The sequence below is a fragment of the Pseudonocardia hierapolitana genome (assembly GCF_007994075.1).
GTDB classification, from domain to species: domain Bacteria; phylum Actinomycetota; class Actinomycetes; order Mycobacteriales; family Pseudonocardiaceae; genus Pseudonocardia; species Pseudonocardia hierapolitana.
Genome location: NZ_VIWU01000001.1, coordinates 2,449,030 through 2,472,607 on the forward strand (window position 1 = coordinate 2,449,030; position 23,578 = coordinate 2,472,607).

The following is a 23,578-nucleotide window of genomic DNA, read 5'->3' on the forward strand; positions in this document are numbered from 1 at the left end:
GTGTCCTCCGAGAGTGTGGCCGTGGGTGAGGTGCGAGTGGGTGCGGGAGGTCCGGCCGCTCCCCCGGTCACAGGACGAGGTCACGGACTGGGCGGCACGCGCGTAGACTCGTCGTCTCGTGCGCTTCCTCGACGGGCAAGAGCCCAACCACGACCTCACCTACGACGACGTCTTCCTCGTCCCGGGCCGGTCGTCGGTGGCGTCCCGGTTCGACGTCGACCTCACCACCGCCGACGGCTGCGGGGCCACGGTGCCGGTCATCGCCGCGAACATGACGGCTGTGGCCGGGCGCCGGATGGCCGAGACGCTGGCCCGCCGCGGCGGGCTCACCGTCCTGCCGCAGGACGTGGCGCCGGAGGCGGTGGCCGAGATCGTCGGGTGGATCAAGTCCCGGCATCCGGTGTGGGACACGCCGTTGGTGCTCACGCCGGAGGACGCCGTCGCCGACGCGCTCAACCTGCTCCCGAAGCGGGCGCACGGCGCGGTCGTCGTGGTGGACGAGGGCGGCCGGCCGGTCGGCACCGTCGACGAGGCGGCGTGCACCGGCGTCGACCGCTTCACCCGGCTCCGCGACGTGCTCGACCCCGATCCGCTCGTGCTTCCGCTCGACACGCGCCCTCGCGAGGTGTTCGAGGCGCTGGGGTCCCGCCGCGTCGCGCTCGGGCTGGACTCCGACGGCCGGCTCGCGGGCCTGCTCACCGCGCTCGGGGCGCTGCGGGCGGAGCTCTACCGCCCCACGCTCGACGCCGCGGGCCGGCTGCGCACCGCGGCCGCGGTGGGGATCAACGGCGACGTGGGGGTGAAGGCGAAGGCGCTGCTGGACGCGGGAGTCGACGTGCTCGTGGTCGACACCGCGCACGGCCACCAGGACAGGATGCTCGACGCGCTGCGTGCCGTCCGGAAGGCGGTCTCCGACGCCGGCTCGGCCGTTCCGGTGGCTGCGGGCAACGTGGTCACGGCCCAGGGCGTTCGCGACCTGGCGTCCGCGGGCGCCGACATCGTCAAGGTCGGCGTGGGGCCGGGCGCGATGTGCACCACGCGGATGATGACCGGCGTCGGGCGACCGCAGTTCTCCGCCGTGCTGGAGTGCGCGGCCGCCGGCCGGGACCTGGGTGTGCGGATCTGGGCGGACGGCGGCGTGCGCCACCCGCGCGACGTCGCGTTGGCCCTGGCGGCCGGCGCCTCCGCGGTGATGATCGGTTCGTGGCTGGCCGGTACCTTCGAGTCGCCCGGTGACCTCCAGCGCGACGAGAGCGGGCGGCCGTACAAGGAGTCGTTCGGTATGGCCTCCAAGCGCGCCGTGAGCGCCCGCACCCGGGACGAGAGCGCGTTCGACCGCGCCCGAAAGGCCCTGTTCGAAGAGGGCATCTCCAGCTCCCGCCAGCTGCTCGACCCGGTCCGGCCCGGCGTGGAGGACGTGCTCGACGAGATCTGCTCCGGCGTCCGCTCGGCGTGCACCTACACCGGCGCACGGACCCTCGACGAGCTGCACGAGCGTGCGGCCGTGGGGGTCCAGACGACCGCCGGCTTCACCGAGGGCACCCCGCACGGTCTCTGAGGAGCCTCCTCATCGCCGCCGCGGCGATCGATGTCCGGATCCAGGCGATGAGTTCCGGCCGGGTCGCAGGTCTGTTGTCGTAGGCCGTCGTGCGACGCCGGCCGGCCCGAGACACCGCGGAGGACCCATGACGACCACGCCCGACCCGACCACCGCCCTGCGCAGTCGGCCGCCCGTCGTCGACCTGGCCACCTGGCAGGCGGCCCGTGACGAGCTCCTGGTCCGCGAGAAGGCCCACACGCGCGCGGGCGACGCCATCGCAGCGGCCCGTCGTCGGCTGCCGATGGTGGAGCTCGACGGGACGGTCGAGGTCGTCGGCCCCGACGGGCCGGTCCCGTTCCTGGACCTGTTCCAGGGCCGCGACGAGCTCGTGGTCTACAAGCACATGTGGTACGACGGCGCGCCGCACCAGGGGCAGTGCGAGGGCTGCACCCTGACGGCCTGGCAGGTGAAGGACGCCGTCTACCTGAACGCCCGCGGCGTCTCGTTCGCCATCCTGACGACGGGCCGGTGGGACGAGGTGGCCGCCTTCGTCGAGTTCATGGGCTACAGCCAGCCCTGGTACTCGGTGCGCGACGTGGACGCGCCGGTCGGCGGAGAAATGGGGTACATCACCTGCTTCCTGCGCGCCGGCGACCGCGTGTTCCTCACCTACTCCACGACCGGGCGGGGCATCGAGCCGGTCGAGGGGTCCATGGGTCTGCTCGACATGACGCCCTACGGCCGCGGCGAGGCGTGGGAGGACAACCGTGAGGGCGGGCCCGAGGGCCGCGACGCCTGCTGGTACTGGCGCTCGGACGCCGACGGGAACGCCACCTTCGGCCCGACCGGCCGGCCCGTCCCGCAGTGGACCCGTCCCGGCGCGACCCCCGTGGAGACCCTCGGCCGGAACGACCACCACCACTGACGGGTCTTCGTCGACGGCACCGGACCCTCGCTGCCCCACCACCGCCGACCCGGTTCACCGACGCTGTCCGCCGCGAAGGCCGTCGAAGACGATGTCGAGCATGCGCTCGGCGGACCCGGGTTCGCCCGCGGCCTCGGCCGCCCACGCGACGGCCGTGGCGAGCCGGGTGATGTCGGTGGCGGTGACGCCATCGCGCAACTGCTCTTTCTCGCGTACGTGCTCGACCAGCCTCTCGAACGCCCGCTCGGTGGCGGTGCACCGCCCGGCGAGCAGGTCGCCCGAGGCGGTGGCGAGGCTCGTGGCGAGGCCCCGGTAGCGGGCGACGTGCCCGAGCAGCGCCATCGCCCACGTGTGGAGGGCATCGGGCGGCGCGGCTGCGCGCAGCTCGTCGGCCAGCCCGGCCAGCTCGTCGAGGCTCCCGCCCACGACCTCCGCGACCAGCGCCTCCTTGTTCGGGAAGTGCCGCCACAGCGTGCCGGGCCCGACACCGGCGCGACGGGCGACGTCGTTCATCCCGGCCGCCTCGATCCCGGCCTCGGCAAACAGGTCACGGGCCGCATCGACCAACCGCGCCCGGTTCCGGCGGGCATCGGCCCGCACCGCTTGTCCCACGCATCCTCCTCGACAAAGCGGAGTACCACTCCATATCATCCGGAGCGACACTCCGATTCTAGGGGGAACTCCACCTTGGACATGCATCATCTGCCGGAGCTCGGCCGCGTCGGGATCTGGATCGGCGGCCTCGACCTGCAACCCGTCGCCGCTGTCGGCGAGGCGGCCGCGGAGATCGAGGCGCTCGGCTACGGGACCCTCTGGCTCAGCGACGCCCTCGTCCGCGACCCGTTCCTCGACGCGACCGTCCTCCTGGGCGCGACCCGCTCACTCGTGGTCGGCACCGGCATCGCGGTGATCTGGAGCCGACACTCGCGCAGCGTCCAGGGGATGACGAGGACGCTCCTCGAGAGCCATCCCGGCCGGTTCGTCCTCGGGCTCGGCACGTCGCACGCCAGGGGCGTCGAAGGCGTGCTGGGTCTGCGCTTCGAGCGGCCGCTCGCCCAGATGCGCCGCTACCTCGACCAGCTCGACGCACCCGACCCCGTCCTGGAGCTGGCCGGCGTGTCCGGCTTCACCGCGGCCCCCGTCCCCCGTGTGCTGGCGGCGCTCGGACCGAAAGCGCTGGAACTGGCCCGCGATCGTTCCGCGGGCGCGCTGACCTATCTCGTGACGCCCGAGCACACGGCCCGGGCACGGGCACTGCTCGGGCCCGACCGCACGCTGGCCGTCGAGCAGGCCGTGGTCGTCGGCCTGCCGGCCGCGGAGGCACGGGAACGCGCCCGCGCCCACGTGGCCGCCTACCTCCCCTCCGATCCCTACCGGATGAGCTGGCAGCGACTCGGCTTCACCGACGCCGACTTCGCGAACGGCGGCAGTGACCGGCTCGTGGACGCACTCGTGGCCGTGGGCGAGGAAGCGGTGTCCGAGCGGGTGGCGGCCCACCTCGCCGCCGGCGCCGACCACGTGTGCCTGCAGGCTCTCCCGGCCACGGTCGGGACGGTCCCGCTCGACCAGTGGCGCCTCCTGGCCCCAGTTGCAGCACGGCCGCTGTTGCGCCACTAGTGGCTGCCCGCCCGCTTCGCGAGGGCGGCCAGCCACTAGACACGCATGGCACACAACGTGGTGGCGTGAAGGTGGCCATGCTGCAATCCCCGCGCCGCTAGGCGGCCGGGCCTTCGAGCATCTCGGTCACCAGCGCCGCGATGGGGCTGCGCTCGCTGCGGGTGAGCGTGACGTGGGCGAAGAGCGGGTGGCCCTTCAGCGCCTCGATCACCGCGGCGATGCCGTCGTGGCGGCCGACGCGCAGGTTGTCGCGCTGCGCCACGTCGTGCGTGAGCACCACGCGGGACGCGGTGCCGAGCCGCGAGAGCACAGTCAGGAGCACGTTGCGCTCCAGCGACTGCGCCTCGTCGACGATCACGAAGGCGTCGTGCAGCGACCGGCCGCGGATGTGGGTGAGCGGGAGCACCTCGAGCATGCCGCGAGCGATGACCTCCTCGAGCACGTTCTGGCTGACCAGCGCCCCGAGGGTGTCGAAGACGGCCTGCGCCCAGGGGGCCATCTTCTCGCTCTCGCTGCCGGGCAGGTACCCGAGATCCTGCCCGCCGACGGCGTAGAGCGGCCGGAACACCACGACCTTGCGGTGCTGCTGGCGCTCCATCACCGCCTCCAGGCCGGCACACAGCGCGAGTGCCGACTTGCCGGTGCCCGCCCGGCCGCCCAACGAGATGATGCCGACCTCGGGGTCGAGGAGCAGGTCGAGCGCCACCCGCTGCTCCGCGGAGCGCCCGTGCAGCCCGAACGCCTCCCGATCACCGCGCACGAGCCGCACACGCTTGTCCGCCGTGATGCGGCCGAGGGCGGCCGACGCGCCGCCGATGAGCCGCAGCCCGGTGTTGGCGGGCAGATCGCGGGCGGCGTCGTGGTCGATCACCCCGTCACGGAAGAGCGCGTCCACGTCCTCGCTGGCGACCTCGAGGTCCGCCATGCCGGTCCACCCCGAGGGCACCACGTCGAGGGCGTGGTACTCGTCGGCCTGCAACCCGACGGCGGCGGCCTTGACCCGTAGCGGCATGTCCTTGCTGACCAGAACCACCTCGCCGCGCCCGTCGAGCTTGCGCTCGGCGGCGAGGTTCAGCGCGCAGGCCAGGATGCGGCTGTCGTTGGCGTCGGTGCGAAAACCTGCCGGGAGCACCTCCGGGTCGCTGTGGTTGAGCTCGACGTGCAGGGTCCCGCCTGCGGTGCCGATCGGCACCGGCGCGTCCAGGCGGCCGTGTTCGATGCGCAGCTCGTCGAGCATGCGCAACGCCGTGCGGGCGAACCACCCCAGTTCCGGGTGGTGCCGCTTGCCCTCGAGTTCGGAGATCACCACGAGCGGCAGGACGACCTCGTGCTCGTCGAACCGGGTCAGTGACCACGGGTCGGACAGCAGCACCGAGGTGTCGAGCACGTAGCAGCGGGTGGTGGGCGAAGCGGGGGCAGTACGACGGTCGGTCACGGAGGCTCCTCGCTAGCTCTCGCCGTGACCGCCACCCGTGCCCGTGGTGCCGGGCCCGGACGAGCGGCCGACGAGTGCTCCCTGGTGGACGCGGCACCGCGTCCACGTCACCGGTGGGCCGGTCGGCCCTGGCTCGGACGCTTCCGACGACGTGGAGCTCGCCGCCGACCACGCCCATGAGGGCCGGGTGCCGGCCCCCTCTGGTGCAACAGCCACCACGACCAGGGCCTCCCCAACGATCCGCATCGGGTACGGACCGCCACCGTGAACGCTACCGGCGGTCACCCGGGTGCGGTCAACAGCAACTATGCGTTGTCCTTCGTCAGCGAACCGAGAATTAACAGAACGGACTACCGCTCATCGCTCCACAGACACCGCCCGTCGTGGCGCGTGTGGGCGCCCTGACCCGTTCGGCCCCGCCCCGCGAGACCACGCCGCGCACCTCGCGCTCGCGCCCCGGGCCCGGCCGTCGCGTCGAACGGACGGTGGCCCCGCATCCGCACCGCGAGTAACACGCAAGGCCTCACGAATGGCACCGGAAGGGCGCCGAACACGGACCGTTGCATTCGAAAAGGATACGCGCTCATCCGGGTGATTAACCACTACAGTGCGTGTCGATCAAGCACGAATCCGCGCCCGTGGCCGGCAACCAGCAGCCCTCGAAAGAGGGCGTAACCAAACGCAGAGTACTCGGCTCATCCGATAGTGGTAGGTGATTTGTTCTGACCCTCGGCGGCCCGCTAGCTTTTTCTGCAGTCAGCGAGGGCTCCCCGGTCATAAACGCTGGCTCTGAATGGGATCGGCTCCGGTCGACTCCGGACACTCAACAGGAGATGAACTGTGCTGAAGAAGGCTGGAATTGTCGTGGCTGCGGCCGCTGCCGGTCTGCTCGCGGTGAGCCCGCTCGCCTTCGCTGGCGACAAGGATGACCACGACGGTCACGGGAACGGGCACGGTCACCACGGCAAGACCAAGGTCGAGGACGTCAACAGCATCGACGGCTCGAACGAGGGCCTGATCAACGTGGCCGGCAACAACATCGCCGTCCCGGTCAACGTCTGCGACAACCAGGTCCCGGTGAACGTCCTGGGTGTCCAGGTGCCGCTGAACGACACCTCCGTGCTCGCCGACCTGACCGGTGCGCTCGGCCTCGGCCTGCTGGGCAACGCCGACACGGAAGCCGAGTCCGACGGCGACAACACGATCGACGACTCCTGCACCGCTGCCGCCGAGTCGGGCGACAGCGCCGAGATCGACGACTGATCTTCGGATCTCTCGCGACAGCGGCGCCGGACCTTCGGGTCCGGCGCCGTTTTCGTTTTCGCTACCGCTGACCAGTGCCCCGCACTAGGAACCGAACCGGCGATGCCGCGCCGCGTAGTCGCGAAGCGCGCGCAGGAAGTCGACCCGGCGGAACTCGGGCCAGTAGGCCTCGCAGAACCAGAACTCGGAGTGTGCCGACTGCCAGAGCAGGAATCCGGACAGCCGCTGCTCCCCCGATGTGCGGATGACCAGGTCCGGATCGGGCTGGCCCGACGTGTAGAGGTGCGCGGCGATGTGATCGACGTCCAGCACCTCCGCGAGCTCCTCGATCGAGGTGCCCGACTCCGCGTGCTGCAGCAGCAGCTTGCGCACCGCGTCGGCGATCTCCTGCCTGCCGCCGTACCCGACCGCGACGTTGAGCTCGAGCCCGGGCCGTCCCTGGGTGCGCGCCGCCGCGGTCGAGAGCTTGTCGGCCATGTCGCCCGGCAGCAGTTCGAGGGCACCCACCACGCGCAGCCGCCAGCGGGCCGCGGGACCGGAGAGCTCGTCGACGACGTCGGTGATGATCTCCAGGAGCGGTTCGAGCTCCTCGGACGGGCGCTTGAGGTTGTCGGTGGACAGCAGCCACAGCGTCACGACCTCGACGCCTGCCTCCTCGCACCACGCGAGCAGGTCGGCGATCTTCGCCGCACCCACCCGGTGCCCGTCGTTGACGTCGACGAACCCCGCGTCACGCGCCCAGCGGCGATTGCCGTCGAGCATCACCGCCACGTGCCGGGGCCGGGCGGCCGAACCGGCCAGCTCTCGGCTCAGCTTGCGCTCGTACACCGAGTACAGCAGGTCGCGGACGCCCACGGCCGAACAGCGTACGCCGGGGCGGTTCGCCACCTGCAGACGAGCGGGTGCGTTCACGCACAGGACACCTCCGGGCCGCCGACGCTGCCGTAACCTCGGCGGGGTGACCACCGGAAGCCTGGATTCGCCTCCGCCCGGCGGGCCGCTGGTCAAGCCGCGGATGCGTGGCTGGCTGCACTTCTGGTCGTTCACCGTCTCGATCGCGGCGGGGGCCACCATGATCGCCGTGTCGGCGGCACTGGTCGGACTCGGCGCCGCGCTCGCCACCACGGTGTACGCCATCACCACCCTCGGCCTGTTCGGGGTGAGCGCGCTCTACCACCGGCGCACCTGGCCCACGCCGCGCAGCCGCGCCGTGATGCGCAGGCTCGACCATTCGATGATCTTCCTGTTCATCGCAGGCACCTACACCCCGGTCGCCGTGCTCGCCATGGATCCGCCCACGGCCCGCACCGTGCTCACCGTGGTGTGGGTGGGAGCGCTCGCCGGGGTCGTGCTGAAGACGGCATGGCCGCACGCACCTGCGTGGATCGGCGTTCCGATCTACATCGCCCTCGGCTGGGTGGCCGTGTTCGTCATCCCCGCGTTGCTCGTCGGCGGCGGCGTGGCGGCGTTGGTGTTGATACTGGTCGGCGGCCTGCTCTACACGGTCGGGGCGGTCTTCTACGCCACGCGCCGGCCCAACCCGTGGCCCGCCACGTTCGGGTACCACGAGTTCTTCCACGCCGCCACCGTGGTCGCCGCGATCTGCCACCACGTGGCCATCTGGCTCATCCTGTTCTGACCCGGCGGAATGTGCCTCGCTCGGCCGGAGTTGGCCGGGGTATGACCACCGCCACCGATTTCGACCCGCACGCGCTGCTCGCCGAGAGCCGCATCGGCGTGCTCGCCACCCTCCGCGCAGACGGTCGTCCCCAGCTCTCCCCCGTCACCCCGTTCTACGACCGGGACAAGGGGATCATCTACGTGTCGATCGTCGAAGGCCGGGCCAAGACGACCAACCTCCGCCGCGACCCGCGCGCCGCGCTCGAGGTGACCACGCCGGACGGTTGGGCGTGGGCCACGGCCGACGGCACCGCCGAGCTGATCGGCCCGGGCACCGACCCGCACGGCCCCGAGGTGGAGGCGCTCGTCGGCTACTACCGGTCCGCCGCGGGCGAGCACCCCGACTGGGACGAGTACCGCGCCGTGATGGTGGCCGACAAGCGGGTGCTCCTCGCCCTGCACGTGGAGCGCGTGTACGGGCAGAGGATCCGCTGAGCGGAGCTTGCGGAGCGAACAGACAGCGCTGATTCAGGCGGTCTTGTCGCCGCCGGTGGGGCCCTTCGCACGCAGCTCATCCACGCGTGCCATCGCCTCCCTCAGCTCGGCGAGCCACTCGTCCGCGTGCTGGCCGACCAGCTTGACGGCCCAGGCCAGCGCGTCGGACCGGGAGCGTGCGACGCCGGAGTCGACGAGCGTGTCGAGCACGATCCGCTCAGGCTGGCGCAGCCGTGTCATCACCGGTACCGAAGCCACCGTGAACAGCTCGACGGTGTCGCCGATCCGCGCTCCCCACGCAACCTTCCGCTGGTAGCGGTGCTCCGCCTGGCGCGCGATCTCGATGCGCTCCTCCCGCGTGGTCTCGCGGAACCGGGAGATCCGCCCCGCCACGGCCGCCGCGCGGTCGGCCCGGCCGGCCTCGGTGTCCGGGAACTCGCCCTCAACCGGCGGGAGCTCCCCGACGATGAGGATCTCCTCCCGGTCGACCGTGACCTCCGGCGCGCCCGTGAACCATCCGTCGGGCAGCCTGCCCTGCAGCCACGCCGCCGCGTCCTCCGCGCCGGGCAGATCGGCCTGCTGCCAACCGCCCCGTCCCGGCCCGCGTCCCCGCCCGCCGGGCCACCCGCGATGCATCCGTCCGCTCATCATCACAACCTCCAGCGACTGATGCTTACGAGATTACACCGCAACGACGCTCACGCAGTGGCGTTCTCGGGCGGCGAACGGCGAGGCACACGGCCGACCCGGTGGCCTTTTGCCGTTTCGGCAAGGAGTGGATGCGATGCGGCAACGATCGGTTTGAGGCTCCACGAGCCCGGCAGACGTCCGGTGCCGCGAGGAGTGAGATCGACATGGTGCCCCCGCCCGCCCGCTCGACCGACCGATCTGCGCTCGACCCGCCACGACTGAGGTACGCACCGGTGCTGGTGCTCACCTTGATGCAGGTGACGCTGGTGATCGACAACAGCGTGGTGAACGTCGCCCTGCCCGTGATCCAGGACGAGCTCGGCTTCTCCTCGGCGGGCCTGTCGTGGGTCGTGACGTCCTACGCGCTGGCCTTCGGCGGGTTGGTCCTGCTGAGCGGCCGGGTGGGATCCATCATCGGCCCCCGACGGGCGCTGCTGATCGGGGTCTCCGTCTTCGTCGCTGCGTCCGCTCTCGGCGGACTGGCCGCCACACCGGGAACGCTGATCGCGGCACGTGTCCTGCAGGGCGTCGGCGCGGCGCTCGCGGCCCCCAGCACGCTGGTGCTGCTGATGGCGATCACGCAGCCGGGCGTGCAGAGGGCGCGGGCGATGTCGCTGTTCGTCCTGTCGATCGGGCTCGGTGCCGGTCTGGGGCTGACCCTGGGCGGTGCGCTCACATCCGGCCTCGGGTGGGAGTGGGTGATGTTCGTCAACGTCCCGATCGGAGCGTTGGTGTTCTTCGGCGTCCGGGCGCTGGTCCCGGAGGCGGACCGCCACCCGGGGCGTCTCGACGTCGGTGGCGCAGCGGCCTCCACGATCGGGATGCTGGCGTTGGTCCACGGTCTGACCGCCGCCGCCGACCAGGGCTGGGCGAGTACGTCGGTGATCGCCTCGTTCGTGCTGGCCGGAGCGGGCCTGCTGGCCTTGGTGCTGGCCGAGCGGCGCCACGGGGCGCCGGTGGTCCCGCTGACGTTCTTCACGAGCATGTCCAGCGCCGCTCCACTGCTGGCGATGATGCTGATCCCGGCCGGGCAGTTCGGGTTCCTCTACTTCGCCGCCCTCTACACCCAGGGCGTCCTGGGATTCAGCCCGCTGCAGACCGGCCTGTCCGTGCTGCCGTTCACGGCCGGCATGCTGACCACCAACTTCACGGTCAGCCGGCTGGTGACCCGCTACGGGGAACGCGTGGTCGGGTCCGCCGGGATGATCGGCCTCCTGACCGGCCTGGTGTGGATGTCCCGCCTCACGCCCGCCAGTGGCTACCTCGACGGGCTGCTCGGCCCGTTCCTGCTGCTGGGTCTGGGCGCAGGCCTCACTGTCGCCCCGCTCACCGCGGTGATCATGCACAACGCCCCGCGCGAGCACGTCGGGGCCGCCTCCAGCCTGAACCAGGCCATGCAACAGCTGGGCGGAGCCGCGGGGCTCGCGGTCCTGTCGACCGTGTTCGCGGGCACCGCAGGCGGATCCGGCACGGCGACGGACATCTCCACCGCGCTCACCGTCGCCACCGCCTTCCCCCTGCTGGCCCTGCTGCTGTTCGCGGTCTGGGCACGGCCGACCGCTGCCCGCTGAGCACCCCCTCGTCAGAACCTCGTCCGACCTCGCACGTCCGAGAAAAGGAGTACGCAAATGACAACCCCCGTGACCGAGACCTATCGCGCCGACTGGGACGCGTGGCGGGCCGGCTGGGAGCAGTGGCTCGCACAGCCCCACAACTGGCTGTCCGCCGTGGCCGTGAACTGGCTCGACGACACCCCACGCCGATTCGGTGGGACGCCCGGCCTGTGGTGGCAGGACGGCGACCAGGTGATGATCGACCCCGACGGCACCACCATGGCGTTCGACGGGACCGAGTTCACCGAGGTCCGTACGTTCAACCTGGCCGACGGGCCGGATGACCAGCGGGTCACCGCGGGCGATCTCCAGATCGGGATCAGCTACCGCGAGGGCTACCACATCATCACCTACGACCCGAGCGCTCCGGCGCGGAAGGCGTTCGACGGCGTGCCGACGTTCGAGCCGAACCCGGACTGGATCATCACCGGCCGGTTCGAGGCGTTCGACTCCGACCAGCCGCTCGCCCTGGCCACCGTGGGCTGGCGAGAACACGACCACCTCTCGCCCGGTGTGGTGCACTTCGAGCACGACGGCACCCCGTACGAGCTGCAGGTCATCGCCTCCGCCGGACGGCACACCACCGTCTTCGCCGACGGCACCAGCGGCGACACCACGTACCCGGCCGGTCGGGCCCTCGACATCCCGGCCCCGGCCGCCGACGGCACCGTCACGCTCGACTTCAACCGGGCCGTCAACCTCCCGTGCGCCTTCGGCGGCTTCTTCCCGATCTGCCCCACCCCGCCTGCGGGGAACCGCTACCCGTTCCGGATCGAGGCGGGCGAGAAGACGCCCGCGAAGTAGGGAGGCTCCCCATGTCAGAACCACGTGACGTGATCATCATCGGCTCCGGACCGTCGGGGTACTCAGCCGCCATCTACGCCGCCCGCGCCGCCCTCCGGCCGCTGGTCTTCGAGGGCTCGGTCACCGCAGGCGGAGCGCTCGTCAACACCACCGAGGTCGAGAACTTCCCCGGATTTCCCGACGGCGTCATGGGACCAGCGCTCATGGCGGACATGCGCGACCAGGCCGCGCGGTTCGGCGCCGAACTCGTGACGGACGACGTCGTCGGCGTCGACCTCGACGGTGACGTGAAGACCGTCCGGACCGACACCCGGACCTACACCGCCCGCACCGTCATACTGGCCACGGGCTCGCGGTACAAGAAGCTCGGCCTCCCCCGCGAGGACGAGCTGTCCGGCCGTGGCGTCTCGTGGTGCGCGACCTGCGACGGCTTCTTCTTCCGGGAGAAGGCCATCGCCGTGGTCGGTGGCGGCGACTCCGCCATCGAAGAGGCCACGTTCCTGACCCGCTTCGGCAGGAAGGTCTACCTGCTGCACCGTCGCGACGAGCTCCGCGCGTCGAAGATCATGCAGGAGCGGGCCTTCGCCGACCCCAAGCTGGAGATCGTGTGGAACGCCGAGGTCGCCGAGATCCTCGGCCAGCACGCGGTCGACGGACTCACCCTGCGTGACACCGCGACGGGCGAGACGCGACGGCTCGACGTGTCGGGCCTGTTCATCGCGATCGGCCACGAGCCGCGCTCGGAGCTCTTCCAGGGGCAGGTCGACATCGACGAGAACGGCTACGTGCGCGTCTCGCACCCCACGACCGCCACCAGCCGCCCGGGCGTCTTCGCCGCGGGGGACCTGGTCGACCACCGCTACCGCCAGGCGATCACCGCCGCCGGTACCGGTGCGGCCGCTGCCCTGGACGCCGAACGCGGCACATCAGCGGGTTGCTCGTCGGCGCCCGCCCCACGGGCGCACTGACCGAGGAGATCGAGCGCCTCCTCGCCGCCGGTTCCTGATCCAGAAGGCTGCTGACCCGCACCCTCGTGCGGGTCAGCAGCCTGTCCGGGACGCAGGAGGCCCGCGGCCACCCCCACCGGTTCCCGCTCAGCGAGCCGCGGTGGTGGTCCCGAACGCCGAGAGGGCGACATCCTGCCAGCGCTCCCATTCGGCGATCCGCGCCATGTGCTCCTCGCGCACCGGCTCGAAGGACCTGCCGAAGAAGACCCGCAGCGGCGGCTCGTCGGCGTCGACGACGGCGAACAGCGCCGAGGCCGTCGCCGCGGGATCGCCGACCTCGAAGGCAGCCGCGTCGGGCCGGAGCCGGTCGTAGGCGGCGATGGGTGTGCTGTGCCGGGAACCGACCTCCAGCCAGCCCGTGCCGTACGGGCCGGGCTCGACGTTGGTCACCCGGATCCCGAGGTCGCGCACCTCCTTCACGAGGGACTCGCTCAGCCCCTCCAACGCCCACTTCGACGCGTGGTAGGCGCCGATGCCGGGGTAGGCCCGGACCCCGCCCTCGCTGGTGACGTTGACCAGGTGCCCGCGGCCCTGCTCGCGCATGATCGGGAGAGCGGCCTGCAGCACCCAGAGCGCGCCGAAGAAGTTCGTCTCCATCTGGGCGCGGATGTCGGCCTCGGTGAGCTCCTCGACCGCGCCGAAGTGCCCGTAGCCCGCGTTGTTCACCACCACGTCCAGCCGGCCGAACCCGTCGGCGGCCCGGCGGACCGCTTCGAACACCGCGTTGCGGTCCGTGACGTCGAGGCGGAGCGGCAGCAGTGCGTCGCCGTGGATCGCGGAGAGGTCGTCGAGGGAACGAGGATCGCGCGCGGAAGCGGCGACCAGATCCCCGCGCCGGAGTGCCGCTTCGGTCCAGATGCGGCCGAAGCCGCGGGATGCGCCGGTGATGAACCAGACCTTCTCGTTCGTTGCCATGCACTCAGGCTCCCGCCGCGGGAGGTGTGCGACAAGCGACTGTTTCGCACGATTCCCATGAGTAGACCGCATATCATCGGGCCATGGCCGAGATGACGCTCGTCGGGCTCCGCGTCGTTCACGAGGTCGCGCGGCAGGGCTCGTTCAGCGCCGCGGCGCTCTCACTGGGCTACACGCAGTCCGCGGTGTCCCGGCAGGTCGGGGCCATGGAGTCGGCAGCAGGCACCGCCCTGTTCGAGCGCCTCGCCCGGGGCGTGCGGCCCACGGCGGCGGGAGAGGTCATGGCCCGGCGCGCGGCACGGATCCTCGGCGAGGTCGACGGGACGCTGGAGGAGGTCTCCGGGGTGCGCGACCGGCTGGCCGGTCGCCTGGTGATCTCGGGCTTCCCCGCCGCCGCAGCGGTCCTGCTGCCCCGTGCGATCGCCCTGCTCGGGCAGCGCCATCCCGATCTCCAGGTGGAGCTGCAGGAGGCAGCGAGCCCGGTCCAGCTGCGACGCCTGCGGGCCGGGCGGATCGAGGTCGCGGTGGTGGCGGCGGGCGAGGCGGTGCCGGAGCGGGATCTGGCCGGGCTCCGCCACGAGACGGTGGTGATCCCGCGTGGCCCCGGGATCGCCGTGGCGATCGGCCACCGGCTGACGGACCGGGAGGTGGTCACCGTCGCCGACCTGGCCGACGAGACCTGGATCGTGGGGACCGGCCCGGTGGGCGAGCCGCAGTTCGGGCCGTGGCCGGGGCTCGACCGGCCTCGGGTCGGCCACGCGGTGCGCAACTGGCCCGCGCGGTTCGGGCTGGTCGCCGCCGGTCTGGGAATCACCCGGGTTCCGGGGCTCGCCGCGGACTCCGTCCCGCGCGACCTGCGATGGCTGCCCGTCCACGACCCGGCGATGAGCTCGCGCGGGTCGCTCGAGATCGTGACCGCAGACTCACCATCAACGGCTGCACGAGCGATGCTCCAGGCCGTTCGCACGGAGGCGGCGCGAATGGTGTCGTAGTCGTGTGTCGTAGTCGTCCTGGCGCCCCGACCGGCGTTCCGCTTCTCTCGTGATCTCTCGTGTTCTCTCGTGGGCTGGCATGGTCGCCTCGGGCGGCCGCTGCGATCGACACCCGCCGTGTCTCGGGCGCAGTCACCCCGTTCCCGGCGACCTCGTGCGTGGCGCGGGCGGCCGGGGTGGGATCAACCACAGCCACGCCGACGCAGTTCGGCCCGAGCCGGGAACGGCGCGCTCACGCAATCCCGTCCCCGAGACCGCGTCGAGCGTTCCGCGGAACGCTGGAGTTCGGACCGGCCGCCCCTGCTCGAACGACCCGGCGCGATCGCACCATACGCAATGCGGCCGGCTCGTCACCTTGACCGCCTACGACTGACCAATCCGGGCCTACTCATCCAGGTGAGTCAGGGGCGCAGGAGGAGGCTCGCGGTGAGCTCCTCCACCGTGGCGGCGGGCCGGTCGCAGACGAACCCGCGGCAGACGTAGGCCGCGGCCGCGCCGTCGACGAGGGGACGGTCGGCGAGGAGGGGGACGCCCGGGGCGTCGGGCGGTCCGGGCACGACGACCGTGCCACCCGCGGCCAGCCGGCGGGCGTGGGCGAGCAGCTGCTCCCGGCCCGGGTCGCCCTCCGCCCCGACGACCGCGACCTGGAGCGGGCCTCGCACCATCGCCTCGGCCGCCGTGAGCCAGTGGCCGGCGAAGCGCGGGTGCTTCTCCGCGAGGAAGCCCGCAGAACGCAGGGCGGCCTCGGCGGCGGATCGGTACCGGTCCGGCTCCGCCACCAGCACCGATGCCGTGAGCAACGCCGACGCGAGGGACGACGCGCCGCACGGCGAGGCGTTGTCGGTGACGTCGCGCGGCCGGTGCAGCAGCGCCTCGGCGTCGTCGGCGGTGTCGAAGAACGAGCCCGGCTGATCCGGATCGGCGAAGTGCGCGAGCGCCGTGTCGAGCAGGTCCGTTGCGGCGGCGAGCCAGCGCGGCTCGCCGGTGGCCTGGTGCAGCGCGAGCAGCCCGTCGGCGAGGCAGCCGTGGTCCTCCAGCACCCCGGCCGCTGTGCCCACCTTCCCGCCCCGCGACGAGCGCCGCAGCCGCCCGTCCACCACGTGCAACCGCAGCAGCAGGTCGGCGGTCTCCGCCGCGGCGGCCACCCATTCGGGACGACCGAGGGCCGCCCCCGCCTCGGCGAGCGCGAGGATCGCCATCCCGTTCCAGGACGTGACGACCTTGTCGTCACGGGCGGGCTGCGGCCGCTGCGCCCTGGCGGCCAGCAGTGCGCCGCGCACCCGCTCCCAACGGGCCGGGTCATCGGGGTCGGCGAGCAACTGCAGGGTGGACGAGCCGTGCTCGAAGGTCCCGGTCTCGGTGACGGTGAGCAGGTCGGCCGCCCACTTGCCGTCCTCGTCGCCGAGCACGTCCCGCAACTGCTGGGGAGTCCAGGCGTAGGTGAGTCCCTCGACGCCCTCGGTGTCGGCGTCGAGGGCGGAGGCGAGGCCACCCTCGGCGGTGCGCAGGTCACGCAGCAGGAAGGCCGCGGTCTCCTCGGTGATCCGCCGGGCGAGCGGGTCCGACGAGACCCGCGCCAGGTGCGCGTAGACCCGCAGCAGCAGGGCGTTGTCGTAGAGCATCTTCTCGAAGTGCGGCACCACCCAGCCTGCGTCCACGCTGTAGCGGGCGAACCCGCCGGCCAGCTGGTCGTACATCCCGCCGCGGGCCATCCGCTCGCACGTCACCGAGACGGCCCCCGGCACCTCGTCGCCGCCCACGCGCTCGTGGCGACGCAGCAGGAACTCCAGCGCCATCGACGGCGGGAACTTCGGCGCGCCACCGAACCCGCCTGCCCGCGGGTCGAACTGCGCCTCGAGGGCGGCCGCGGCACGTTCCAGCAGGTCGGTGTCGATCCCCGCGGAGGGCAGCACGGCGGCGGCGCTGTCGGAGAGCCGTGCCGCGATCTCGCCGGCCGCTCCGCGCACGCGGGCACCGTCCTCCCGCCATGCGGTGGTGACGGCGTCGAGGAGCTGGCGGAATCCCGGCATCCCGCCCCTCGGGGTGGGCGGGTAGTAGGTGCCGCAGTGGAACGGCTCCCCGGCCGGGGTGAGGAAGCACGTCATCGGCCAGCCGCCCTGACCGGTCATGGCCTGCGTGGCGGCCATGTAGACCGCGTCGATGTCGGGTCGTTCCTCGCGGTCCACCTTGATCGCCACGAAGTCGCTGTTGACCTGCTCGGCCGTGGCCGGGTCCTCGAACGACTCGTGCGCCATCACGTGGCACCAGTGGCACGCGGCGTACCCCACCGAGAGCAGCACCGGCACATCCCGGCGCGCGGCCTCGGCGAAGGCCTCGTCGGACCACTCCCACCAGTCGATGGGGTTGCCGGCGTGCTGGAGCAGGTACGGGCTGGTGGCCGAGGCCAGGCGGTTCGGCATGGACCCAGTGTCCCGGACTCTCAGGTGGTGCTGCCGTTCGCCGGTTCGCCGTCAGCCTTCTGCTTGTCGCCCTTCGACTCCTCCTCGGCGGGCTCGAAGCTCGCCGGCAGGCGGCGGATGCGCTTGCTCATGCCCCGGATGAGCAGGATCGTGGCCAGCGCCAGCATGAGGATGACGACGAGCGCAACGGGTGACGCCTTGCCGAACTCCTCACCCTTCCCGGGCGGCGGGGCGGGGTTCTGCACCGGCACGGCGACCTCGGCCATCACGGCTGGAACGGCCTCGACCAGCAGCGGACTCATCCGGCAAACGGTACGCGCCCGAAGAATGTGTTCGAGAAGCGCCCATGTGGGCCGCCGAGCCAACGATCGAGCACGTCCCGGCAGCCCTGGGCGGCCCGCTCCGCGCTTCTCGAACTCATTCTCACACCGCCTGCCGCACCGCCACAGGCGAGCGGAGCCCCGCGAACAGGTCGTCCTCAGGGGTGGGCGTGTCGACCAGGCTGCGGACGAGCTCGTAGTCCTCGGTGGGCCAGATCTCGCGCTGGATCTCCAGCGGCACGGAGAACCACCGGCTCGTGGGGTCGATCTGCGTCTCGTGGGCGAGCAGCGCCTTGTCGCGGGTCTCGAACCAGTCGGCACAGCGCACCCGGGTGGTGACCCGATCGGCGGGGTCGGCCCGGTCGGCGGGCCAGTTCGCGAGCCACTCCTCGTAGGGCGACTCCAGGCCACGGGACAGCAGCGCCTCGTGGAATGCCACCATCCGCTTCTTGGAGAACCCGTGGGAGTAGTACAGCTTGAGCGGCTGCCACGGCGCGCCCGAGTCGGGGAAGCGGTCGGGGTCGCCCGCGGCCTCGAAGGCGGCCACGGAGATCTCGTGGCAGCGGATGTGGTCGGGGTGCGGGTAGCCCCCGTTCTCGTCGTAGGTGACGAGCACGTGCGGCCGGAACTCGCGGACGACCCGCACCAGGCGCTCGGTGGCGACATCGAGTGGCTGCGTCGCGAAACATCCATCGGGCAGCGGTGGCTTGGGGTCGCCCTCGGGCAGCCCGGAGTCGACGAAGCCGAGCCACCGGTGCTCCACACCGAGGATCTCGGCGGCGCGGGACATCTCGGCCCGGCGGATCTCGGCCATGTTCTCCATGACCTCGGGGCGGTCCATGGCCGGGTTGAGGATGCTGCCTGCCTCGCCCCCGGTGCATGTGACCACCATGACCTCGTGGCCTTCGGCGACGTAGCGCGCCGTGGTGGCCGCGCCCTTGCTGGACTCGTCGTCGGGGTGCGCGTGCACCGTCATGAGCCGCAGCGGGCCGGCACTGCTCGGGTGGATCGAGGACATGGGAACGGCCGCGTTCCTTCCAACTCGGGCCCCGGGTGGGTGGGCCGATGGCACGGGAGATCGGGATGTCGATGGTTGCAGACACGCCCGACAGTTCGTGCAACGCAGCCCGACGCCCGCTCCTTCCCCTTGCCCGGTGGTCACCCTGCGTGTTCGAGCGCTCTCACCTGCGGAAGGGCGCGACCCGACCGTCGCAACGCTCGCATCCACCCCGCCAGATCGCTACGATGAGCGGCCGCTCTGCCGCCGAATGGTGCAGCGCGCCGTATGCGCAGATGCACGAGTAGCGGCCTGACCAGCATCGATGTCGCCACCGGGAACTTCGGCGGACCCCCGACCGTTCGTCGAAAGGCTGCGACGAGCGGCAGGCTCCGTGTTACCGTGGACATCACACGGCCCGCAGGCGGGTCGTGTTTTTCCTTACTCGGGGCTTTGCCGCCCTCGAAACCGGGCCGCCCTCAGGGCGGTCGCGGCTGCGGGCGATGTGGTCCGTGGCTGCATGGACCCTGGACAGGCTGGAGGAGTGATGACCGTGACGGACACCCAGGCGACCTGGCTGACCCAGGATGCCTACGACCGGCTCAAGCAGGAACTCGACGAGCTGATCGCGAACCGCCCCGTCATCGCTGCCGAGATCAACGCCCGCCGCGAGGAAGGCGACCTCAAGGAGAACGGCGGCTACCACGCCGCGCGCGAGGAGCAGGGCCAGCAGGAGGCCCGCATCCGCCAGCTGCAGGAGCTGCTGCGCACCGCCAAGGTGGGCATCGCGCCCACCGACTCCGACACCGCGGCACCGGGCATGGTGCTGAAGATCCGCTACGACGGCGACGACGAGACCGAGACGGTGCTGCTCGGTTCCCGCGAGGAGGGCAGCCGGGCCGACCTGGAGGTCGTGTCCCCGAACAGCCCGCTCGGCGCCGCGCTCCTGGGCGCCCACCCCGGCGACACGCGCAGCTACCAGCTGCCCAACGGCGGCAGCATGGACGTCACGCTGGTCTCGGCCGAGCCGTTCCGCGCCTGATCACACACACCGGCCCGTGGGTGGATGCGTTCCGCCCGCGGGCCGGCGGCGTTCAGAGGCCCACATCCGACACGGCGTGGCCGGCGGCGCGCAGGGCGTCCACCAGCGCGGCGCAGTGCTCGGGGCCGCGGGTCTCCATCGAGAGCGCCACCTCCACGTCGCCGAGCGGGAGGGTGCCGGAGATCCGCGAGTGCGACACGTCGAGGACGTTGGCCCCGAGCGACCCCACGAGCGCGAGCAGCTCGGCCAAGGCGCCGGGCCGGTCGCCCACGCGCACCCGGAGCGACAGGTAGCGGGCCGCGGCCGCCATGCCGTGCTCGATCACGTGCAGGAGCACCAGCGGATCGACGTTCCCACCGGAGAGCACGGCCACTGCGGGCGTCGCGAACTCCTGCGGGTGTTCGAGCAGCGCCGCCACGGCCGCCGCTCCCGCCGGTTCCACCAGTAGCTTCGCCCGTTCGAGGCAGTGCAGCAGGGCCCGGGAGAGCGCGTCCTCCCCCACCGTCACGATCTCGTCGACGAGCGCGGCGACCTGCGGGAACGTCACATCGCCCGGCCGGCCGACGGCGATGCCGTCGGCCACGGTGCGCATCCCGGCGAGTGGGACCGGCTCGCCGGCGGCGAGCGAGGGCGGCCACGCGGCGGCGCCTTCGGCCTGCACGCCCACGACGGTGATGTCGGGCCGCTGCCCCTTGACGGCCGCGGCGATCCCGCCGACCAGCCCGCCGCCCCCGGTGCAGACGAGCACCGTGCGCACGTCCGGCACCTGCTCCAGGATCTCGAGCCCCACGGTGCCCTGTCCGGCGATCACGTCCCGGTGGTCGAAGGGGTGCACGAACACCGCACCCGTGCGCTCGGCGAACTCGGTGGCGGCCGCGATGCTGCCGTCGATCGTCTCGCCGACCAGGTGCACCTCCGCGCCGTAGCCACGGGTGGCGCCGACCTTCGGGATGGCGGCCCGCTCTGGCATGAAGACGGTGGCCCGGATGCCGAGCATCTGCGCGGCGAGCGCCACGCCCTGCGCGTGGTTGCCGGCGCTGGCGGCCACCACCCCGCGGGCCCGCTCCGCCGGGTCCAGCCGGGCGATCCGGGTGTACGCACCGCGGATCTTGAACGAGCCGGTGCGCTGGAGGTTCTCGCACTTCAGCCACACCGGCCCGCCGCACAGCTCGGACAGCGCGCGCGATCCGGCCATCGGCGTGGCCGACACCACTCCTGCGAGCAGCTCACGCGCCGCCCGGACGTCGTCCACCCCGACCGGGGGCACGGGTGTGTCGACGGCGGCCATGCGGGCATCCTCGCACCGGCCGCCGCGACCACCGTCGCGGCACCGCGACGAACCTCCCGGTAACCTCGGGAGGTGAGATGGCGGTGAGCCGCGCGGGCCACCGCTATCGGGGGAGGTCGGGATGACACGGCTGCGGGCGATCGCTCCGCTGCTCGTGGCCGCGGTGCTCACCGCGATCGCGGTGGTCACGGTCAAGAGCGCGGGATGCGACGACCCCGGGCGCTACGAGCTGGTGGCCGGCGGCTACCAGCTGGTGGGCGGCTGCATCGCGCCCGGCGACATCGTGGTGCCCGAGCCGGCCCCGGTGCCCGCACCGCTGCCCGCCGCAGGCGAGGCCCCCGAGAAGGGCTAGCACCACCGCCGGATACCGGGCGCGTTCCGCGCGGAACGGCCGTGATCAGCGGTTCGGCGCGAACGCGGCGGAATCCGGCCGTTCTCGCACCGACCTGCCGATCACGAGGCCACCGGAGGGGCTGGTCTCAGCCCGCGGCCGTCAACGCCTGCCTGAGGTCCTCGGCCAGGTCCTCGACGTCCTCGATGCCCACGGAGAGGCGCACGAGGTCGTCCGGCACCTCGAGCGCCGAGCCGGCCACGGAGGCGTGCGTCATGGCCCCCGGGTGCTCGATGAGCGACTCGACGCCGCCGAGCGACTCGGCGAGCGTGAAGATCTCGGTGGCCGCGCACACCCGCAGCGCCGCCTCCCGGCCGCCCGCCACGGTGAACGACACCATCCCGCCGAAGCGACGCATCTGCTTGGCGGCCACCTCGTGGCCGGGGTGCTCGGCGAAGCCGGGGTAGAACACCCGGGTGACGGCCGGGTGGGCGGCCAGCAGCTCGACGATCCGCTCGGCGTTGTCGCTGTGCCGCTCCATCCGCACCGCGAGGGTCTTGGCGCCCCGGAGCGTGAGCCACGCGTCGAACGGCCCCGGCACCGAGCCCACGGCGTTCTGGGTGAAGCGGACTGCCTCGGCGAGCTCGTCGTCGCTGGTGACGAGGGCCCCGCCGACCACGTCGGAGTGCCCGCCGATGTACTTGGTGGTGGAGTGCAGCACCACGTCGGCGCCGAGGGCGAGCGGCTGCTGCAGGTACGGCGAGGCGAACGTGTTGTCGACGACGAGCCGCGCGCCCGCGGTCCGCGCCACGTCGGCGACCGCTGCGATGTCGGCGATCCCGAGCAGCGGGTTCGTGGGCGTCTCGCACCACACGGCACGGGTCGTGGGCCGCAGGGCAGCACGCAGCGCGGCGATGTCGCCGAGGTCGACCGGCGTGTACTCCACGCCCCAGAGCGTCAGCACCTTGTCGACCAGCCGGAACGTACCGCCGTACGCGTCGTGCGGGATGACGACGTGGTCACCCGGCTTGAGCAGCACCCGCAGCAGCACGTCGGAGGCACCCATCCCGGAGCCGAACGCGACGGCGTGCCGGCCGCCCTCCAGCGCCGCGAGGCACTCCTGCAGGGCGGTGCGGGTGGGGTTGGCGCTGCGCGAGTACTCGTAGCCGGACCGCAGGCCGCCGACGCCGTCCTGGGCGAACGTCGACGACACGTGGATCGGGGTGATCACGTCGCCCGTGGTGGGGTCCGGGTCCTGGCCGGCGTGGATCGCGTTGGTCGAGAAGCCGCGCATGACGCAACGCTACGCGCGCGCCGACGGCGGGAGCTCCCGGGCCGGCGTCGACGCGTGTGACCCGCCCCGCCGAACCGCCCGGGTGAACGGGACCCCGCTCCCTGGTCCCCGGGACACCGGGCGCACGAGGTTCCTCCTCGACCGCCGGGCGACGGGCCCGGCAGCGAGGCAGGAGTCGACATGCAGACCGAACCGATCGAGGCGGTCCGGGCCGACCGCGGACGCGCCCGGCGCCCCGGGCGCGGGTGGGCGGCAGCGGGCGTGCTGGCCGGGGTGGCGGGATTCGCCGCGATGGAGGTGGAGAGCCGCTTCGCGCCGGACGACCCCGCGGCGAACGTCGACGCGGCGGTGCTCGTGAACGGCTACGTGCAGCACGGGCCGGGGAGGCTCGCCCTGGTGCTGGGGCTGTTCGTGGTGGCGGCGTTCGCCGTGGTGGTGTTCGGGGCCGGGCTGCGCCGGGCGCTGGCCGCCCAGTGCCCGGCGGGCAGCCTGGTGCCCGACGTCGCCGGCGCGGGCACGCTGCTGGTCGCGGCACTGTGCTTCGTGGGCTCCGGCCCGACCACGGAGGTGTTCTTCGCACTGCTGCACGCCGAGGAGAGCGATCCCGACATCACGGCGTCCCTGGTGCGCACGATGGACACGCTGCCCTGGGTGTGGGGTGGGCTCGCGCTGACGGTCGCGGCGGTGGCCTTCGGATCGCTGCGCCACGGTGCCGCCCCGCGCTGGCTCGGCGTGGTGAGCATCGTATTCACCGTCCTGGTGGGCGGTCTCGCGATGGCGCCGCTGCAGTACCTCGCCGGCATGGTCGGGGCGATCTGGCTGGTGCTCGCCGGCGTGGCCTACCTCACGGCCCGTGGTGCCCGGGCTGCGACGATGGGGGCATGACGGCAGAGCGAGCGGGCCGGCGCCGTCGTGCGGGGGAGGCACGCAGGGAGCGGGGGACGAGCGACCGAGCACCGGAGGAGCACGA

Annotated in this window: 23 protein-coding genes; 13 read left to right on the forward strand and 10 right to left on the reverse strand. The window is 72.4% G+C overall.

The annotated features are described in order from the left end of the window. Positions 1-118 precede the first annotated feature (118 nt). Positions 119-1,558 carry a GuaB1 family IMP dehydrogenase-related protein gene (locus FHX44_RS11615; protein ID WP_147255697.1) on the forward strand — a complete coding sequence of 480 codons (1,440 nt, stop codon included), beginning with the start codon at positions 119-121 and terminating at the stop codon, positions 1,556-1,558. Between the two features lie 127 nt (positions 1,559-1,685). Continuing rightward, a complete protein-coding gene (locus tag FHX44_RS11620; protein WP_147255699.1) occupies positions 1,686-2,465 on the forward strand; it encodes a DUF899 domain-containing protein in 780 nt (259 codons plus the stop codon). Between the two features lie 54 nt (positions 2,466-2,519). On the opposite strand, the gene FHX44_RS11625 is transcribed toward FHX44_RS11620, so the two are convergent. After that, the gene (locus FHX44_RS11625) at positions 2,520-3,077 is read right to left on the reverse strand and encodes a TetR/AcrR family transcriptional regulator (RefSeq protein ID WP_170308876.1); all 558 of its coding nucleotides are present in this window, start codon (positions 3,075-3,077) and stop codon (positions 2,520-2,522) included. Between the two features lie 81 nt (positions 3,078-3,158). Between FHX44_RS11625 and FHX44_RS11630 the strand changes: the two genes are divergently transcribed. After that, a complete protein-coding gene (locus FHX44_RS11630) occupies positions 3,159-4,082 on the forward strand; it encodes a TIGR03620 family F420-dependent LLM class oxidoreductase (RefSeq protein WP_147255703.1) in 924 nt (307 codons plus the stop codon). Positions 4,083-4,179: 97 nt separating this feature from the next. Here the strand turns inward: FHX44_RS11630 and phoH2 are convergent, their stop codons facing one another. After that, complete coding sequence (phoH2, locus tag FHX44_RS11635; RefSeq protein ID WP_212612426.1) at positions 4,180-5,517, reverse strand: RNA 5'-3' helicase PhoH2; 1,338 nt, start codon at positions 5,515-5,517, stop codon at positions 4,180-4,182. 840 nt (positions 5,518-6,357) lie between these two features. Between phoH2 and FHX44_RS11640 the strand changes: the two genes are divergently transcribed. Continuing rightward, the gene (locus tag FHX44_RS11640) at positions 6,358-6,780 is read left to right on the forward strand and encodes a hypothetical protein (RefSeq protein ID WP_147255705.1); all 423 of its coding nucleotides are present in this window, start codon (positions 6,358-6,360) and stop codon (positions 6,778-6,780) included. Between the two features lie 84 nt (positions 6,781-6,864). Here FHX44_RS11640 and FHX44_RS11645 read toward each other — a convergent pair whose 3' ends face one another. Further along, positions 6,865-7,635 carry an isoprenyl transferase gene (locus FHX44_RS11645; protein WP_170308877.1) on the reverse strand — a complete coding sequence of 257 codons (771 nt, stop codon included), beginning with the start codon at positions 7,633-7,635 and terminating at the stop codon, positions 6,865-6,867. A 160-nt stretch (positions 7,636-7,795) separates the two neighbouring features. Here FHX44_RS11645 and trhA point away from each other — a divergent pair, with 160 nt between their 5' ends. Further along, a complete protein-coding gene (gene trhA, locus FHX44_RS11650; RefSeq protein ID WP_147261094.1) occupies positions 7,796-8,419 on the forward strand; it encodes a PAQR family membrane homeostasis protein TrhA in 624 nt (207 codons plus the stop codon). Positions 8,420-8,460: 41 nt separating this feature from the next. Continuing rightward, positions 8,461-8,895 carry a PPOX class F420-dependent oxidoreductase gene (locus tag FHX44_RS11655; protein ID WP_147255707.1) on the forward strand — a complete coding sequence of 145 codons (435 nt, stop codon included), beginning with the start codon at positions 8,461-8,463 and terminating at the stop codon, positions 8,893-8,895. Positions 8,896-8,928: 33 nt separating this feature from the next. Here the strand turns inward: FHX44_RS11655 and FHX44_RS11660 are convergent, their stop codons facing one another. Next, complete coding sequence (locus FHX44_RS11660; protein ID WP_147261096.1) at positions 8,929-9,531, reverse strand: hypothetical protein; 603 nt, start codon at positions 9,529-9,531, stop codon at positions 8,929-8,931. 218 nt (positions 9,532-9,749) lie between these two features. Between FHX44_RS11660 and FHX44_RS11665 the strand changes: the two genes are divergently transcribed. The 3 genes from FHX44_RS11665 to trxB are packed head-to-tail and all read left to right on the forward strand — an operon-like array spanning position 9,750 to position 12,970. Beyond that, on the forward strand, positions 9,750-11,156 hold the full coding sequence (locus FHX44_RS11665) for an MFS transporter (protein WP_170308878.1): 1,407 nt from the start codon (positions 9,750-9,752) through the stop codon (positions 11,154-11,156). Positions 11,157-11,213: 57 nt separating this feature from the next. Next, positions 11,214-12,002 (forward strand): DUF1684 domain-containing protein, encoded by a 789-nt coding sequence (locus tag FHX44_RS11670; protein ID WP_147255711.1) that lies wholly within the window; start codon positions 11,214-11,216, stop codon positions 12,000-12,002. Between the two features lie 11 nt (positions 12,003-12,013). Next, positions 12,014-12,970, forward strand: coding sequence for a thioredoxin-disulfide reductase (gene trxB / locus FHX44_RS11675; protein WP_147255713.1), 957 nt, complete (start codon positions 12,014-12,016; stop codon positions 12,968-12,970). Positions 12,971-13,096: 126 nt separating this feature from the next. On the opposite strand, the gene FHX44_RS11680 is transcribed toward trxB, so the two are convergent. After that, entirely contained in the window at positions 13,097-13,924 is an 828-nt protein-coding gene (locus FHX44_RS11680) for an SDR family NAD(P)-dependent oxidoreductase (RefSeq protein ID WP_147255716.1), read from the reverse strand. 83 nt (positions 13,925-14,007) lie between these two features. Here FHX44_RS11680 and FHX44_RS11685 point away from each other — a divergent pair, with 83 nt between their 5' ends. Next, the gene (locus tag FHX44_RS11685; RefSeq protein WP_147255718.1) at positions 14,008-14,916 is read left to right on the forward strand and encodes a LysR family transcriptional regulator; all 909 of its coding nucleotides are present in this window, start codon (positions 14,008-14,010) and stop codon (positions 14,914-14,916) included. 401 nt (positions 14,917-15,317) lie between these two features. Here FHX44_RS11685 and FHX44_RS11690 read toward each other — a convergent pair whose 3' ends face one another. The 3 genes from FHX44_RS11690 to mca form a co-directional block, all read right to left on the reverse strand. Then, positions 15,318-17,336 carry a thioredoxin domain-containing protein gene (locus tag FHX44_RS11690; RefSeq protein ID WP_147255720.1) on the reverse strand — a complete coding sequence of 673 codons (2,019 nt, stop codon included), beginning with the start codon at positions 17,334-17,336 and terminating at the stop codon, positions 15,318-15,320. A 20-nt stretch (positions 17,337-17,356) separates the two neighbouring features. Beyond that, positions 17,357-17,638, reverse strand: a complete 282-nt coding sequence (locus FHX44_RS11695) for a hypothetical protein (RefSeq protein ID WP_147255722.1) — start codon at positions 17,636-17,638, stop codon at positions 17,357-17,359. 121 nt (positions 17,639-17,759) lie between these two features. Continuing rightward, on the reverse strand, positions 17,760-18,674 hold the full coding sequence (gene mca, locus FHX44_RS11700) for a mycothiol conjugate amidase Mca (RefSeq protein WP_147255724.1): 915 nt from the start codon (positions 18,672-18,674) through the stop codon (positions 17,760-17,762). 526 nt (positions 18,675-19,200) lie between these two features. Here mca and greA point away from each other — a divergent pair. Further along, positions 19,201-19,695, forward strand: coding sequence for a transcription elongation factor GreA (gene greA, locus FHX44_RS11705; RefSeq protein ID WP_147255727.1), 495 nt, complete (start codon positions 19,201-19,203; stop codon positions 19,693-19,695). A gap of 52 nt (positions 19,696-19,747) precedes the next feature. Here the strand turns inward: greA and ilvA are convergent, their stop codons facing one another. Continuing rightward, on the reverse strand, positions 19,748-20,983 hold the full coding sequence (gene ilvA / locus FHX44_RS11710; protein ID WP_246170320.1) for a threonine ammonia-lyase: 1,236 nt from the start codon (positions 20,981-20,983) through the stop codon (positions 19,748-19,750). A gap of 121 nt (positions 20,984-21,104) precedes the next feature. On the opposite strand from ilvA, the gene FHX44_RS11715 reads away from it, so the two are divergent. Further along, entirely contained in the window at positions 21,105-21,335 is a 231-nt protein-coding gene (locus FHX44_RS11715; protein ID WP_147255729.1) for a hypothetical protein, read from the forward strand. Between the two features lie 127 nt (positions 21,336-21,462). On the opposite strand, the gene FHX44_RS11720 is transcribed toward FHX44_RS11715, so the two are convergent. Next, positions 21,463-22,608, reverse strand: a complete 1,146-nt coding sequence (locus FHX44_RS11720) for a cystathionine gamma-synthase (RefSeq protein WP_147255731.1) — start codon at positions 22,606-22,608, stop codon at positions 21,463-21,465. Between the two features lie 180 nt (positions 22,609-22,788). Here FHX44_RS11720 and FHX44_RS11725 point away from each other — a divergent pair, with 180 nt between their 5' ends. After that, positions 22,789-23,493, forward strand: coding sequence for a hypothetical protein (locus FHX44_RS11725; RefSeq protein ID WP_147255733.1), 705 nt, complete (start codon positions 22,789-22,791; stop codon positions 23,491-23,493). The last annotated feature ends 85 nt before the right edge of the window (positions 23,494-23,578 follow it).

Coding starts and splice junctions, on each gene's coding strand:
- FHX44_RS11620 (WP_147255699.1), top strand. CDS start 1,686: ATGACGACCACGCCCGACCCGACCACCGCCCTGCGCAGTCGGCCGCCC.
- FHX44_RS11630 (WP_147255703.1), top strand. CDS start 3,159: ATGCATCATCTGCCGGAGCTCGGCCGCGTCGGGATCTGGATCGGCGGC.
- trhA (WP_147261094.1), top strand. CDS start 7,796: ATGCGTGGCTGGCTGCACTTCTGGTCGTTCACCGTCTCGATCGCGGCG.
- FHX44_RS11655 (WP_147255707.1), top strand. CDS start 8,461: ATGACCACCGCCACCGATTTCGACCCGCACGCGCTGCTCGCCGAGAGC.
- FHX44_RS11660 (WP_147261096.1), bottom strand. CDS start 9,531: ATGCATCGCGGGTGGCCCGGCGGGCGGGGACGCGGGCCGGGACGGGGC.
- FHX44_RS11665 (WP_170308878.1), top strand. CDS start 9,750: ATGGTGCCCCCGCCCGCCCGCTCGACCGACCGATCTGCGCTCGACCCG.
- FHX44_RS11670 (WP_147255711.1), top strand. CDS start 11,214: ATGACAACCCCCGTGACCGAGACCTATCGCGCCGACTGGGACGCGTGG.
- trxB (WP_147255713.1), top strand. CDS start 12,014: ATGTCAGAACCACGTGACGTGATCATCATCGGCTCCGGACCGTCGGGG.
- FHX44_RS11680 (WP_147255716.1), bottom strand. CDS start 13,924: ATGGCAACGAACGAGAAGGTCTGGTTCATCACCGGCGCATCCCGCGGC.
- FHX44_RS11685 (WP_147255718.1), top strand. CDS start 14,008: ATGGCCGAGATGACGCTCGTCGGGCTCCGCGTCGTTCACGAGGTCGCG.
- FHX44_RS11690 (WP_147255720.1), bottom strand. CDS start 17,336: ATGCCGAACCGCCTGGCCTCGGCCACCAGCCCGTACCTGCTCCAGCAC.
- FHX44_RS11695 (WP_147255722.1), bottom strand. CDS start 17,638: ATGAGTCCGCTGCTGGTCGAGGCCGTTCCAGCCGTGATGGCCGAGGTC.
- mca (WP_147255724.1), bottom strand. CDS start 18,674: ATGTCCTCGATCCACCCGAGCAGTGCCGGCCCGCTGCGGCTCATGACG.
- greA (WP_147255727.1), top strand. CDS start 19,201: ATGACCGTGACGGACACCCAGGCGACCTGGCTGACCCAGGATGCCTAC.
- ilvA (WP_246170320.1), bottom strand. CDS start 20,983: ATGGCCGCCGTCGACACACCCGTGCCCCCGGTCGGGGTGGACGACGTC.
- FHX44_RS11715 (WP_147255729.1), top strand. CDS start 21,105: ATGACACGGCTGCGGGCGATCGCTCCGCTGCTCGTGGCCGCGGTGCTC.
- FHX44_RS11720 (WP_147255731.1), bottom strand. CDS start 22,608: ATGCGCGGCTTCTCGACCAACGCGATCCACGCCGGCCAGGACCCGGAC.
- FHX44_RS11725 (WP_147255733.1), top strand. CDS start 22,789: ATGCAGACCGAACCGATCGAGGCGGTCCGGGCCGACCGCGGACGCGCC.